Source organism: Jiella pacifica (genome assembly GCF_010500815.1).
Taxonomy (GTDB): Bacteria; Pseudomonadota; Alphaproteobacteria; order Rhizobiales; family Rhizobiaceae; genus Jiella; species Jiella pacifica.
Window position 1 is genome coordinate 409665 of the sequence record NZ_JAAAMG010000002.1, and the last position, 13227, is coordinate 422891.

A 13227-nucleotide genomic window follows, 5' to 3' on the forward strand; every position below is an offset into this window, starting at 1 on the left:
AGACATTGCCTTGAGGAACGCCGGGCCCCGCTTCTCGCCCTTCGAGGCTTCCCTCTGGTCCGCCACGGCCGAGGCGGCACCGCCGACGCGGGAGTTGGAGGAAAGCCTCGACGCCGACGTTTGCATCGTCGGGGCGGGCTATTCCGGCCTGACGACGGCGCTCGAACTGGCCAGGAAGGGCGTCTCGGTCGTCGTCCTCGAAGCCCAGGAAGCCGGCTTCGGCGGATCGGGCCGCAATGCCGGCCACTGCACGCCGACCTTCACCCATTATTCGCTGAGTGAGTTGCGCAGGATGCTGGGCGAGCCATGGGCCGAACGGCTGATCCAGCGCCAGACCCGCGCCAACGACAGGGTCGCGGCGATGATCCGCGACTACCAGATCGCCTGCGAGTGGCAGCAGAACGGCTATGTGATGGGGGCGCTGCAGCCGGCGAACCTCCGGACGCTCGAGCACAAGGTCGAGGAATACAACGCCGTCGGCGCGAAGACCCGGCTGCTCGGTGCCGACGAGGCGCGGGAAATCACCGGCTCGCCCAGGCTCATGGCCGGCTGGCAGCACGAGGAAGGTGGCCATCTGAACCCGCTCGGCTACGCCCGCGGCCTTGCCCGCGCGGTGATCCAGGAGGGCGGCCGGCTGTTCACCACCTCGCCGGTCAAGGCCGTCGAGCGACAGACCGGACGCTGGCGGGTCGAGACGCCGAAGGGCGCGGTGTCGGCCGACAAGGTGGTCTTCGCCACCGGGGCCTACACGGTGGGCGGCTGGCCGAAACTCGACCGGACCTTCAGGATCATGCGCGTCTTCGTCGCGGCCACCCAGCCTCTGTCGGAGGAGACGCGGCGCCACGTCCTGCCGCAGAACACCACGATGCATGACGGGCGCGGCGACATCTACGTCTACAAATACGACCGCGACGGGCGGATCGTCGCCTCGATGTTCCCGATGGGCCGGCGCGGCGTCGATCTCGCCTTCACCCGGCAGGTGATGACCGACCGGCTGAAATGGCTGCATCCGGATATTCGCGAGGACATCCGCTGGGAGTATCTCTGGTTCGGCGAACTCGACATGCAGTACCGCACGGTGCCGCGGCTCTACGATCTGGCGCCCGGCGTCGTCGGCCTCACCGGCCTGTCCGGACGCGGCGTTCCGACCGGCTCGATGCTCGGGGGCATCCTGTCGGAATGGGCAATGGGCGTGCCGGACAAGGAGCTCTCGCTGCGACTGGAGCCACTGCGCGCAGCGCCCTTCTACATGACATTCGGGCCGCAGCTGTCGCTGCGCTATCACCGCGCGAAGGAGTGGCTGACCGCCAAGCGGAGCGGATCGCCCCTGCCGCCCCACCCCTGACGGCGCAGGAGGCTCATTTTCGGACGCCCCATATGCGCCGAGTTGAAGACCGAGGGTCGCGACGACACATATGGCCTCTTCCAACCATGAGGCTCAGCCATGACTTCCACGACCGAACGCGCCATCCTCGCCGGCGGCTGCTTCTGGGGCATGCAGCAACTCATCCGGCGGATGCCGGGCGTCGTCTCGACCCGGGTGGGCTATTCCGGCGGCGACGTCGAGAATGCCACCTACCGCAATCACGGCACCCATGCCGAGGCGATCGAGATCACCTTCGATCCGGAGCAGACGAGCTTTCGCGATCTGCTCGAGTTCTTCTTCCAGATCCATGACCCCTCGACCCTCAACCGCCAGGGCAACGATCGCGGCATGAGCTATCGCTCGGCGATCTTCTATACGAGCGAGGAGCAGAAGCGCATTGCCGAGGAGACGATCGCCGACGTCGACGCCTCCGGGATCTGGCCGGGCAAGGTCGTCACCGAAGTGGTCGAGGCCGGCGACTTCTGGGAGGCCGAGCCGGAGCATCAGGACTATCTGGAACGCATTCCGAACGGCTACACCTGCCATTTCGTCCGGCCGAACTGGAAATTGCCCCGCCGCCAGTCGGCAGCGTAGGTTCATCCAGGCCCCACGATTGCCGGGGCCGCACTAGACCGCAAGCTGCGGAGAAACAGTTCGGAAAACAGGGGCGGGCAATCGGCCGCGAACACGGTCGCCCTCATTCGCAGAAAGCGACATTCGGCCCGGGAAGAGCCTCGGGCCGACGTCGCGGAACAATCCCGTCCCTCCCGCAATCGGTGGACATGCGCTGAAAATGGGCTTGCCTCCGGAATGGGCGATGGCCTAGCTTCTCATTGAGCTTCAAAGCAATCCCGGCGTTGAACCGGGTGAGAAGAAAGGGTGTCCATGGGTTACCTCCTGCCGTTCCCGTCCTCTCGCGCGCTTCGCCGTACGGCTGCCGCAGCGCTGCTTTCCACCGCGGGCCTTCTGGCGGCGCCCTCGGCTTTCGCCGAGACGCCGGCGGACACGCTGGTCATCGCCAACACCATCGACGACCTGAAGAGCCTCGACCCGGCCGAAAGCTTCGAGTTCTCCGGCGGCGACGTCATCAACAGCCTCTACGACAAGCTGATCGAGCTCGACCCCGAGACGCTGAAGATGGGCCCCGGCCTCGCCAAGAGCTGGGACGTCTCTGACGACGGCAAGACCTTCACCTTCAAGATCGACACCAGCCGCAAGTTCGCCTCGGGCAATCCGGTGCGCGCCGAGGACGTCGTCTGGTCGCTCCGGCGCGTCGTCAAGCTCGACAAGACCCCGTCCTTCATCATCACCCAGTTCGGCCTGACCAAGGACAACGTCGAGGAGACCATCAAGCAGGTCGACGACGAGACCGTGACGATCACCGTCGATCGGCCCTATGCGCCCTCCTTCCTCTACAACGCCCTGACCGCCGACGTCGGCGGCATCGTCGACGAGAAGCTGGCGATGGAGAACGCCTCGGGCGACGACATGGGCAACGAGTGGCTGAAGACCCATTCGGCCGGTGCCGGTCCCTACACGCTGCGCTCGTGGAAGCCGAACGAATCGGTGATTCTGGAAGCGAGCGAGACCTATCCGAGCGAGCTTGCGATGAAGCGCGTCTTCGTCCGGCACGTGCCGGAACCGGCGACCCAGCGGCTGCTGCTCGAGCGCGGCGACATCGACATCGCCCGCAATCTGACGCCGGAAGACATCCAGGCGGTCGAGAGCAACGACAAGCTCAAGGTGTTCGAGCAGCCGCGTGGCCGGATCTACTACATCTCGGGCAATCAGAAGATGAAGGAGCTCGGGACGCCCGGCGTCATGCAGGCGATCAAGTATCTCGTCGACTATGAGGGCATCGCCAACTCGTTCCTCAAGGGCCAGGTCGTCGTCAACCAGCAGTTCCTGCCGATCGGCTTCCTCGGCGCGATCGACGACAAGCCGTTCAAGCTCGACGTCGAAAAGGCCAAGAAGATGCTGGCCGACGCCGGCTATCCCGACGGCTTCACCGTCGAACTTCTGGTGCGCAACGCCCAGGATCGCCTCGCGATCGCCCAGTCGGTCCAGAACACGCTCGGACAGGCCGGCATCAAGGTGAACATCAAGCCGGCCACCGGCTCGGAAGTCCTGTCGATCTACCGCGCCCGCAAGGCCGAGCTGACGCTGGAAGTGTGGGGTCCGGACTATCCCGATCCGAACACCAACGCGTCCGTCTTCGCCGAAAATCCGGACAATTCCGACGAGGCCCAGCTGACCGGCAATCTTTCCTGGCGCAACGCCTATGCCGCCGAGGAGACGACCCCGATGGCCGAGGCCGCCGTCGTGGAGAAGGACACGGACAAGCGCGCCAAGATATATGAGGAGATGCAGCGGATCGGCAACGAGAAGTCGCCTTTCGTCCTGATGTTCCAGCAGCAGGAGCAGGACGGCATGCAGAAGAACGTCGAGGGCTTCTCGACCGGCGGCGCCGTCTCCTCGGCCTTCTACAAGGCGGTGACGAAGTCCGCCGAGTGAACTCGCTGCTGACTGCCACCGTGCCGTGGCGCATTCGCAGGCGCCGGCAATGAGCCACTCGAACACCGCTCATGATCCGGCGACGGCGGAAGAAGAATCCGCCATCGCCGGCACGTCGCTCCTGCCCCGCATCGCGGGGCGCTTCGGCAAGACGCTGTTCAGCCTCGTCGTCACGCTGTTCGGGCTGCTGGTCGTAACCTTCGCCATCGCCCGCCTCGTGCCCATCGATCCGGCGCTCGCGGTCGTCGGGCCGCGCGCGACGCAGGCGCAATACGAGGCGGTGCGCGCCGAGATGGGGCTCGACCGGCCGATCCCGGTGCAGTTCGCGACCTATCTCGGCGACGTCGTTCGGGGCGATTTCGGCCGCTCCAACCTCACCGCCCGCCCGGTGATCGAAGACGTCCGCGCCGCCTTCCCCGCGACCCTGGAGCTGGCGACGCTGGCGACAGTCCTCGGCGTCCTTCTAGGCGTTCCGGCCGGCGTCGTCTCGGCGGTCAATCAGGGCCGATGGCCGGATCATGTCCTGCGCGTCGTCGGCCTGCTCGGCTATTCGATGCCGGTCTTCTGGCTTGGGCTGATCGCGCTTTTGATCTTCTACGGCCAACTTGGGTGGGTCGGGGGCCCGGGCCGGCTCGACGTCTCCTACGAACTCTCCTACGAACTCGACGTCACCGCCTATACCGGATCGATCCTGATCGATTCCGCACTGTCGGGCGCCTGGGACGTGTTCTTCAACGCCATCACCCACATCGCCTTGCCGGTCTTCGTCCTCGGCTATTTCTCGCTCGCCTACATCTCGCGGATGACCCGGTCCTTCATGCTGGAGCAACTCGGCCAGGAATACGTCACCGCCGCGCGGGTGAAGGGCGTGCCGGAGCGGCGCGTGGTCTGGGTGCACGCGCTCGGCAACGCCATGGTGCCGCTGATCACGGTAATCGCCTTGTCCTACGCGGCGCTGCTCGAGGGCTCGGTGCTGACGGAGACCGTCTTCGCCTGGCCGGGGCTCGGCCTCTACATCACCCAGGCGCTGTTTGCCGCCGATCTCAACGCCGTGCTCGGCGGCACTGTGGTGATCGGCGTCGCCTTCATCGTGCTCAACCTTCTGTCCGACCTCCTCTATACCGTCGTCGATCCGAGGGCGCGATGAGCGAGACCGTTTCCAAACCCGCCGGTAGCGTGAAGGCCTGGCTGACTAGCGACACGCCGGGCTCGCGGCTGCAGGCCCGAGCGATCAATCTGTGGTTCGCCTGGAGCGACCTCGTCCGCAATCCGCTCGCCGTGGTCGGGCTCGTCATCATCACCCTTCTGATCCTGATGGCGGTCTTCGCCCCGCTGATCGCCTCCGATCCGCCGAACCAGCAGAACCTGGCCGATCGGCTGATGGCGCCCGGCGCCGGCGGCCACCTGCTCGGAACCGACGAACTCGGCCGCGACATCTGGAGCCGCATCGTCTACGGCTCGCGGGTGACGCTGCAGGTGGTGGCCCTCGTCGCCCTGACGGCACCGGTCTTCGGCCTCGTCGTCGGCACGGTCGCGGGCACGATAGGCGGCTGGACCGACCGGGTGCTGATGCGCATCACCGACATCTTCCTCGCCTTTCCCCGGCTGATCCTGGCCCTCGCCTTCGTCGCCGCGCTCGGGCCGGGCATCGTCAACGCGATCTTCGCCATCGCCCTGACGGCATGGCCGCCCTACGCCCGCGTCGCCCGGGCCGAGACGCTGTCGGTGCGCCGCGCCGACTACATCGCCGCGGCGAGACTGCAGGGCGCCGGTACGCTGCGGATCATCACCGGCCACATCATGCCGATGTGCCTTTCCTCGGTGATCATCCGGGTGACCCTCGACATGGCCGGCATCATCCTCACCGCCGCCGGCCTCGGCTTTCTCGGCCTCGGTGCGCAGCCGCCGCTCGCCGAATGGGGCGCGATGATCTCGACCGGCCGGCAATACCTCCTCAGCCACTGGTGGGTCGCGACAATGCCCGGCCTCGCCATCCTGATCGTCTCGCTTGGCTTCAACCTCTTGGGCGACTCCCTGCGCGACGTCCTCGATCCCCGCGGAGCGCAGAAATGAGCCCTGCATCGAGCGAGGCGCCGCTTCTCGACGTGAAGAACCTTCGCGTCCGCTTCGAGACCACTCGCGGCGTCACCGAGGCGGTACGCGGCGTCTCATTCACGGTCGGGCGCGAGCGCATCGGCATCGTCGGCGAATCCGGCTCCGGCAAGTCGATGACCGGCCGCGCCATCCTGCGGCTGGTCCGCCCGCCGGGCATCGCCACCGCCGACCGCCTGGCCTTCCAGGGAACAGATCTCATGGCGCTGTCCGAACGGCGGATGCGGGCGATGCGGGGGCGCCGCATGTCCATGGTCATGCAGGACCCGAAATATTCGCTCAACCCGGTGATGCGAATCGGTCGGCAACTGATCGAGGCATTGAAGGTGCATGAGCGGATTTCCTCGAAGGAAGCCCAGCGCCGCGCACTCGACATGCTCGCAGACGTCCAGATCCGCGATCCCGAGCGGGTGCTCGCCGCCTATCCGCACGAGCTTTCCGGCGGCATGGGCCAGAGGGTGATGATCGCGATGATGCTGATCCCACGGCCCGACCTTTTGATCGCCGACGAGCCGACCTCGGCGCTCGACGTGACGGTGCAGCTCGAAGTCCTGCGCATTCTCGACGATCTCGTGAAGGATCGCGGAATGGGGCTGATCTTCATCAGCCACGACCTCAGGCTCGTCTCGACCTTCTGCGACCGGGTCCTCGTCATGTATCTCGGCAGGATCGTCGAGGAGATCGAGGCGTCGCGGCTGGATGAGGCGAAACATCCCTATACGCGCGGTCTCCTGGAGTGCCTGCCCGAGATCGGTGCTCCTCGGACGCCGCTGAAGGTGCTGAAACGGGACGCGGCGTGGGCATGAGCGAAGCGCAGCACATGACGGGCGGCAAGATCGCCGTTTCCGATCTGTCGGTGACGTTCGTCCAGGGCCGGCGCCGTATCCGGGCGGTCAAGGGTGTGAGTTTTTCGGTGAAGCCGCTGGAATCCTTCGGCCTCGTCGGCGAGTCCGGCTCCGGCAAGTCGACGGTGCTGCGGGCCATCTGCGGTCTCGCCCCGGTCTCCGGCGGCGACATCCGGATCGATGGCGGCGCCATCCAACAACCGCGCGACAAGGCGTTTGCTCGCCGGGTCCAGATGGTCTTCCAGGATCCCTACGGCTCGCTGCATCCCCGCCACACGATCGATCGCGTCCTCTCGGAGCCGCTTTCGATCCACCGCTTCGCCGACCGCGAGGAGCGCATCGTCCAGGCACTGAAGGATGTCGGCCTCGACGCGCGATTCCGCTTCCGCCTGCCGCACCAGCTGTCCGGCGGCCAGCGCCAGCGGGTCGCGATCGCGAGGGCGCTGATCGTCGAGCCGGAGATCCTCCTCCTCGACGAACCAACCTCGGCCCTCGACGCTTCCATCCAGGCCGAGGTCTTGAACCTCCTCAATCGGCTGCGCGAGGAGCGCAGCCTCACCGTCATCATGGTCAGTCACGACCTCGCCGTGATCGATCACATGTGCGAGCGCCTTCTGGTCATGCGCGGCGGCGAGGCGGTGGAGGCGCTCGACCGGTCTTCGCTGGCGGACCGTAAGGTCTCGTCGGACTACACGCGCGCCCTTCTCACGGCGAGCGAGGGCTACGTGCGCTGAGGCAGCTTCGATCCGCCGCGGGACGGACACATCCGGCGCCCGCAATGCGACGCTCGGGCATTAGTGCGGATGGACGGGTTGCGGTCGGGACGATAATGCGTGTTTAGCTTCTCGCGACCTTCGCCATATTTCGAGGATCCGATTTCATGAACGCTCCAGTCGTCTTCGACGGCCACAACGACGCGCTGCTGCGCCTCTATATGGACGGGTCGCAGCAGGCGATCGATGCCTTCCTCGCCGGCACGGGTCCCGGTCACATCGACCTCGTCAAGGCCAAGGCCGGGAACTTCCGCGGCGGGATGTTCGCGATCTTTCCGCCGTCGCCGAAAGGCGCCATCGATTTCGATCGCATGTCGCCGGGCGGCTACGACTGCCTCCTTCCCGAACCGTTGGAGATCGTCTTCGCACAGGCTGCGACGATCGGCATGGCGGCGATCCTGTTTCGGCTGGAGCGCGGCTCGAACGGCCGCCTGCGCGTCTGCCGCTCGGTCGCAGACATCCGCGCCGCCTGGGCAGAAGACGCCATGGCGGCGGTGCTGCACATCGAGGGCGCCGAGGCGATCGACGCTGATCTCGCGATGCTCGACGTCCTTCACGCGGCGGGTCTGCGCTCGATCGGCATGGTCTGGAGCCGCGACAACATCTTCGCCCATGGCGTGCCGATGCGCTTCCCCTCGTCACCCGACATCGGGGACGGCCTGACCGAGGCGGGAGAGCGGCTGGTCAAACGCTGCAACGAACTCGGCATCCTCCTCGACCTGTCCCACCTGAACGAAAAGGGCTTCTGGGACGTGGCGCGCCTCTCAGACGCGCCGCTGGTCGCGACCCACTCCAACGTCCACGCGCTCTGTACCGTCAGCCGCAACCTCACTGGACGGCAACTGGCGGCCATCGCGGAATCGAAGGGCGTCGTCGGCCTCAACTTCGCCACCGCCTTCCTGCGCGAGGACGGGGCGATGAACGCCGACACCTCGATCGAAACCATGGTCCGGCATCTCGACGCCCTCATCGAGGCGCTGGGCGAGGACGGCGTCGCGCTCGGCTCGGATTTCGACGGTGCCGTCATCCCGGCCCCTATCGGCAACGCCTCGGGTCTGCCGGCCCTCTTCGATGCACTGGATCGCCGCGGCTACGGCAGGGCGCTGATCGAAAAGATCGCCCACGGCAACTGGCTGAGCGTCCTCGAGCGCACGTGGAAGGCGCCCGTCGACCGTCGCTGATGCGTGGTCGGTCGCCGCGGCGACGCCGTCTCGGCCCGGATCGCCCAGCATCCCGATCCGCGCCGCGTCACCCCGCGATGTCGACGACGCCGGCCTCGCCGTTTTCCGCGCCGAAGGCCAGAAGGCCGCCTTTCGCGTCCCAGGCCATCGTCCGCAGCGGCGAGGCGCCGCCCCTGCGCAGCAGCGCTTCCTTGGAATCGGCGAAGCGCACGGCGAGGATCATGCCGTCCTGATAGCCGACCGCCAGCATGTCCTCGGCCGGATGACAGGCGACGGCGGTGACGACCGAGTCGCCCCTCGTGCCGAGTTCCAGCGGCGCCTTGCCCATCGGCCCGTCCTTGCCGGAAAACGGCCAGAGGATCGCCGCCGGCGCCCCGGACGTGGCGAGGAACTTGCCCTTCGCCGACCACGACCAGTCCTTCACCTTGGCCGGATAGCCGGTCATGCGCATGTGCTTGCCGTCGTCGATGCGCCAGCCATGCAGGGCGTTTTCCTGCATCATGGTGACGAGGAAGCGGCCATCCGGCGAGAAGCTGGCGGCGAGGTGGGCGCCCTTCCAGTCGAGCGAGACGGGGGCTGCGTCGGTCGCCGGGAAGAACAGCGAGGCGCCGTCGTAGCGGGCGGTGGCGAGCCGGGTCCCCTTCGGCGCGAAGGCGAGGCCTTCGACGGTGCGCTCATGCTTCAGCTCTTTCAGATCGCCCTTTGCCGGCTGGAACCAGGCGCTGCGGCCGGACGCAAAGCCGATCGCGCCGTTCGGGCCGCCGGCAACGGCGCCGACCCATTTGCGGCCGATGCTCGCCAATTCCTGCGACGTCTCGCCGTCGGCGGTGGCGACCACCCGCCCATCCTCGCCGCCGCTGAGGAGCCGCTTGCCGAACTCGTCGACAACGGCGCAAAGCAGCCCGCCCTCGTGCAGCGTCAGCGCCTTCTCGCCGCCGGCCGGCAGCCGCAGCGTGCCGTCGGCGAGCGCGAAGGCCGGGCGGTCCTTCAGGAAACAGGCGGTCTCGACGAAGTCGCCGAACTCATAGGCAGCGATCGACGGCATCAGGCCGGCGCCTTCACTTTCGCGGCGCAGGCGGCAAAGCCGGCTTCCAGCTCTTCGGCGTCGAGCTTCCGACCGATAAAGACGAGCCGGCTGAGCTTTGCCTCGTCGTCGCGCCAGGGGCGCTGGTGGTCTCCCTCGATGATCATGTGGACGCCCTGCACGACATAGCGGTCCGGATCGCCGTCAAAGGCGATGATGCCCTTGAGGCGCAGGATGTTCGGCCCCTGCTCCTGGGTCAGCGCCTGGATCCACGGGAAGAACTTCTTCGGATCGAGCGGCCCGCCGCGCAGCGAGATCGAGGTAACCGTCACGTCGTGAATGGGCGAGACGGCGTGGTGATCATGCGAATGGCCGTGATCATGGTGGTGATGATCGTGCCCGTGATGATCATGATGATGGTGATCATGGTCGCAGTCCGGCCCGCAGACGTGATCGTCATGGGCCTGCGCCGCCGCTTCGAGAAACGCCGGATCGTCTTCGAGAACGCGCTTCAGGTCGAAGGCGCTCTGGCCGAGCACCTTCGTCAGGTCGATGCCGGCGCGCTCGGTGCGGTGAATGACGGCATGGGGATTGATCGCCCGCACCGTCGCCTCGACCTTCGCCAGTTCTTCCGGCGTCACGAGGTCGGTCTTGTTGAGGAGGACGACGTCGGCAAAGGCGATCTGGTCCTCGGCCTCGCGCGCATCCTTCAGCCGCATCGGCAGGTGCTTGGCGTCGACCAGCGCGACGACGGCGTCGAGCTGCGTCTTGGCGCGGACGTCCTCGTCCATGAAGAAGGTCTGGGCGACGGGCACCGGATCGGCAAGGCCCGTGGTCTCGACGAGAATCGCGTCGAACCGGCCTTTTCGCCGTGTCAGGCCCTCGACGACGCGGACGAGATCGCCGCGCACCGTGCAGCAGACGCAGCCATTGTTCATCTCGTAGATTTCTTCGTCGCTCTCGACGATGAGGTCGTTGTCGATGCCGATCTCACCGAATTCGTTGACGATGACGGCGTATTTCTTCCCGTGGTCCTCGGACAGGATGCGGTTGAGCAGCGTCGTCTTGCCGGAGCCGAGATAGCCGGTGAGAACGGTGACGGGAATGGGGGCGGCAGCGGTCTCGGACATCTTTTCATTCCTCGTTGAAGCCGGAAAGTCGTGGCGTCGTCGGGTCGATATAATCCCGCAAATCCGAGATTGCACGGGGGGTGTGCCCTCCAATGCCTCCCTTGTGGAGCCGAGGCCAGTCACTGCAGGCGCAGCCACACTTGCCATCGACGCGGCCGCGCTTTCCAATGGGGACGGGCGAGCCGGAGCTTTCGCCCGATTCTGCGGATTTTCAGGCGGGGACGGCGCGATGGACGAGACCGATGAGATACCGAAAGGCGAACTGACCGTTCGCATTCCGGCGATGCCGGCCGACGCCAACGCGAACGGCGACATCTTCGGCGGCTGGGTCGTCTCGCAGATGGATCTCGCTGCCGGCATCCGGGCTGCGGAGCGCTCGAGAGGCCGCGTCGCGACGGTGGCGATCAATGCGCTGGTGTTCAAGAAGCCAGTGAAGATCGGCGATACGCTCTGCGTCTACACCGCCATCGAGAAGGTCGGCCGCACATCGATCACGCTCGCCATCGAGGCTTGGACCCAGCGGCGCACCTCACGCGTCGAGGCGAAGGTCACCGAGGGCACCTTCGTCATGGTGGCGATCGACGACGAGGGTCGCCCCAGCGCCATCCCGGCAGAAACCCTCGACTAGCCGGCTTCCGTGTCCGCCACCTCCCGCGCGGCCTATCCGTCCGCCAGCATCGCCGCGCTCGCCATCGGCGAGACGATCGTCTGGGCGGCGTTCTATTACACGTTTCCGGCGCTTCTGACTCGCTGGGAGAGTGCCGAGGGGTGGGGCAAGACCATCCTCACCGCCGCCTTCGCCGGCACGATCATGCTTTCGGCGCTGCTCGCGCCACTCGCCGGGCGGCTGATCGACCGGGGATACGGCCCGCTGCTGATGACCGGCGCGACATGCGCCGGCGCCTTGCTCCTCGCCCTGTCGTCGATCACCACGAGCCTCGCGCTGTTCGTGCCCATCTGGCTCTGCCTCGGCGCCGTCATGGCGGGAGCGCTCTACGAGCCCTGCTTTGCCGTCGTCACCCGCGCGCTCGGCTCGTCCGCCCGGCGGGCGATCACCGGGATCACCCTCGTCGCCGGTTTCGCCGGGACCCTGGCCTTTCCGATGAACCACTGGATCGCCGAGGCGGGCGGCTGGCGGCTCGCCTCCCAGGCCATGGCCGCGCTGGCCCTCCTCGTCGCTGCGCCGCTGCTGTGGTTTTCGACCTCGCGACTGGAATCCTGCGCTCTCGCCCGGGCTCCGGCCGAAGACCGCGAACGCCAAACGGCTCCGGATCCTCGGGCGGCGGCGGCGCGAGGCCGGCTGTTCTTCCTGCTGACGCTCGGCTTCGCGACGATCGGCGCGTCCCACAGCCTCGTCCTCAACCATCTCCTGCCGATCCTCGAAAGCCATCGGATGAGCGACAGGCTCGCGGTCCTCGTGGCGGCGGGGGTCGGGCCGATGCAGGTGGTCGGGCGTCTCGCCATTCTCGGCTTCGAGCGGCATCTGTCGAACCGGGTCGTGGCGCTGGCGAGCTGCGTCGCCGTCGGCCTCGCCGCATGCTGCCTCTTCGGCTCGCAATTCCTGCCGCTACTGGCGATCCTCTTCGTCGTCCTGCATGGCAGCGGCTACGGGACGGTCAGCATCATGCGCCCGGTGATGCTGCGCGAGACCCTCGGCGAGGCAAATTTCGGCGCGACCAGCGGCCAGATGGCGCGCTATTCCACGGCCGCCGCCGCCCTCGCCCCCTTCGCCGGCTCACTGCTTTGGCTGGTCGGCGGCTATGATCTGACGCTGCTGGTCGTCGCGCTCGCCTGCGTCGCCGCCTTCGCGGCCTTCACCTCGCTTGCCGCCCAACGAAACCATCCATCGACATGATGAGGGCATGGCCCATCTCGGCGGCGAGGCGCGGGACCAAATGACGCCTTCCGCGCGCCCCGAACCGTTCAACTGGAGTGCTTCGAACCATGCTGCAGAGACTCGTCCGAGACTATTCCTGGATCCATCTCGGCATCGGGCTTTTCGGCAATTTCTGCTTCGTCGTCGGCTCGGTGCTGTTCTTCAAGACGTTCGAAAGCTACTACACCCTCGGTGTCTGGCTGTTCCTCGTCGGCTCCTCGGGAATGTTCCTCGGCTCGCTCGGGGAACTCGCGAAATCGCTCTACGAGCGGCGGGAGAAGCGGCAGGCGGGGCACAAACGGGCGGCGTGACGCATCGGCGCCGCGCCAGAACTTGCCTTCATCGAGAAAGCGGACTGCCGGCCTGCCCTTCGGCGGGCCTGCGCGCAGAAGGGCGCGGTCGTCGC

At 66.8% G+C, this 13227-nt stretch carries 13 protein-coding genes; 11 read left to right on the forward strand and 2 right to left on the reverse strand.

The window, feature by feature from the left end:
- Positions 1-10 precede the first annotated feature (10 nt).
- The 8 genes from GTK09_RS04590 (at position 11) to GTK09_RS04625 (ending at position 8791) form a co-directional block, all read left to right on the forward strand.
- Positions 11-1345 (forward strand): NAD(P)/FAD-dependent oxidoreductase, encoded by a 1335-nt coding sequence (locus GTK09_RS04590; protein ID WP_163461303.1) that lies wholly within the window; start codon positions 11-13, stop codon positions 1343-1345.
- Between the two features lie 99 nt (positions 1346-1444).
- Entirely contained in the window at positions 1445-1960 is a 516-nt protein-coding gene (gene msrA / locus GTK09_RS04595; RefSeq protein WP_163461304.1) for a peptide-methionine (S)-S-oxide reductase MsrA, read from the forward strand.
- A gap of 291 nt (positions 1961-2251) precedes the next feature.
- A complete protein-coding gene (locus GTK09_RS04600; protein ID WP_163461305.1) occupies positions 2252-3880 on the forward strand; it encodes an ABC transporter substrate-binding protein in 1629 nt (542 codons plus the stop codon).
- Positions 3881-3929: 49 nt separating this feature from the next.
- Positions 3930-5027: an ABC transporter permease gene (locus GTK09_RS04605; RefSeq protein ID WP_163461306.1), complete on the forward strand. Its 1098-nt coding sequence runs from the start codon at positions 3930-3932 to the stop codon at positions 5025-5027.
- Complete coding sequence (locus GTK09_RS04610; RefSeq protein WP_163461307.1) at positions 5024-5953, forward strand: ABC transporter permease; 930 nt, start codon at positions 5024-5026, stop codon at positions 5951-5953. The genes GTK09_RS04605 and GTK09_RS04610 overlap by 4 nt, the downstream gene beginning before the upstream one ends.
- Positions 5950-6798, forward strand: coding sequence for an ABC transporter ATP-binding protein (locus tag GTK09_RS04615; protein ID WP_163461308.1), 849 nt, complete (start codon positions 5950-5952; stop codon positions 6796-6798). Before GTK09_RS04610 ends, GTK09_RS04615 begins: the two co-directional genes overlap by 4 nt.
- Before the next feature lie 14 nt (positions 6799-6812).
- Positions 6813-7571, forward strand: a complete 759-nt coding sequence (locus GTK09_RS04620) for an ABC transporter ATP-binding protein (RefSeq protein ID WP_163461464.1) — start codon at positions 6813-6815, stop codon at positions 7569-7571.
- A 146-nt stretch (positions 7572-7717) separates the two neighbouring features.
- A complete protein-coding gene (locus GTK09_RS04625; RefSeq protein WP_163461309.1) occupies positions 7718-8791 on the forward strand; it encodes a dipeptidase in 1074 nt (357 codons plus the stop codon).
- A gap of 67 nt (positions 8792-8858) precedes the next feature.
- Here GTK09_RS04625 and GTK09_RS04630 read toward each other — a convergent pair whose 3' ends face one another.
- Positions 8859-9836, reverse strand: coding sequence for a WD40 repeat domain-containing protein (locus GTK09_RS04630; RefSeq protein ID WP_163461310.1), 978 nt, complete (start codon positions 9834-9836; stop codon positions 8859-8861).
- Positions 9836-10945: a CobW family GTP-binding protein gene (locus tag GTK09_RS04635; RefSeq protein ID WP_163461311.1), complete on the reverse strand. Its 1110-nt coding sequence runs from the start codon at positions 10943-10945 to the stop codon at positions 9836-9838. The genes GTK09_RS04630 and GTK09_RS04635 overlap by 1 nt, the downstream gene beginning before the upstream one ends.
- A gap of 229 nt (positions 10946-11174) precedes the next feature.
- On the opposite strand from GTK09_RS04635, the gene GTK09_RS04640 reads away from it, so the two are divergent.
- From GTK09_RS04640 to GTK09_RS04650, 3 genes are all read left to right on the forward strand, one after another.
- Complete coding sequence (locus GTK09_RS04640; RefSeq protein WP_163461312.1) at positions 11175-11573, forward strand: acyl-CoA thioesterase; 399 nt, start codon at positions 11175-11177, stop codon at positions 11571-11573.
- Positions 11574-11582: 9 nt separating this feature from the next.
- The gene (locus GTK09_RS04645) at positions 11583-12800 is read left to right on the forward strand and encodes an MFS transporter (RefSeq protein ID WP_163461313.1); all 1218 of its coding nucleotides are present in this window, start codon (positions 11583-11585) and stop codon (positions 12798-12800) included.
- Between the two features lie 89 nt (positions 12801-12889).
- Complete coding sequence (locus GTK09_RS04650; protein WP_203560885.1) at positions 12890-13132, forward strand: YrhK family protein; 243 nt, start codon at positions 12890-12892, stop codon at positions 13130-13132.
- Positions 13133-13227: the final 95 nt, after the last annotated feature.

Coding starts and splice junctions, on each gene's coding strand:
- msrA (WP_163461304.1), top strand. CDS start 1,445: ATGACTTCCACGACCGAACGCGCCATCCTCGCCGGCGGCTGCTTCTGG.
- GTK09_RS04600 (WP_163461305.1), top strand. CDS start 2,252: ATGGGTTACCTCCTGCCGTTCCCGTCCTCTCGCGCGCTTCGCCGTACG.
- GTK09_RS04605 (WP_163461306.1), top strand. CDS start 3,930: ATGAGCCACTCGAACACCGCTCATGATCCGGCGACGGCGGAAGAAGAA.
- GTK09_RS04610 (WP_163461307.1), top strand. CDS start 5,024: ATGAGCGAGACCGTTTCCAAACCCGCCGGTAGCGTGAAGGCCTGGCTG.
- GTK09_RS04615 (WP_163461308.1), top strand. CDS start 5,950: ATGAGCCCTGCATCGAGCGAGGCGCCGCTTCTCGACGTGAAGAACCTT.
- GTK09_RS04620 (WP_163461464.1), top strand. CDS start 6,813: ATGACGGGCGGCAAGATCGCCGTTTCCGATCTGTCGGTGACGTTCGTC.
- GTK09_RS04625 (WP_163461309.1), top strand. CDS start 7,718: ATGAACGCTCCAGTCGTCTTCGACGGCCACAACGACGCGCTGCTGCGC.
- GTK09_RS04630 (WP_163461310.1), bottom strand. CDS start 9,836: ATGCCGTCGATCGCTGCCTATGAGTTCGGCGACTTCGTCGAGACCGCC.
- GTK09_RS04635 (WP_163461311.1), bottom strand. CDS start 10,945: ATGTCCGAGACCGCTGCCGCCCCCATTCCCGTCACCGTTCTCACCGGC.
- GTK09_RS04640 (WP_163461312.1), top strand. CDS start 11,175: ATGGACGAGACCGATGAGATACCGAAAGGCGAACTGACCGTTCGCATT.
- GTK09_RS04650 (WP_203560885.1), top strand. CDS start 12,890: ATGCTGCAGAGACTCGTCCGAGACTATTCCTGGATCCATCTCGGCATC.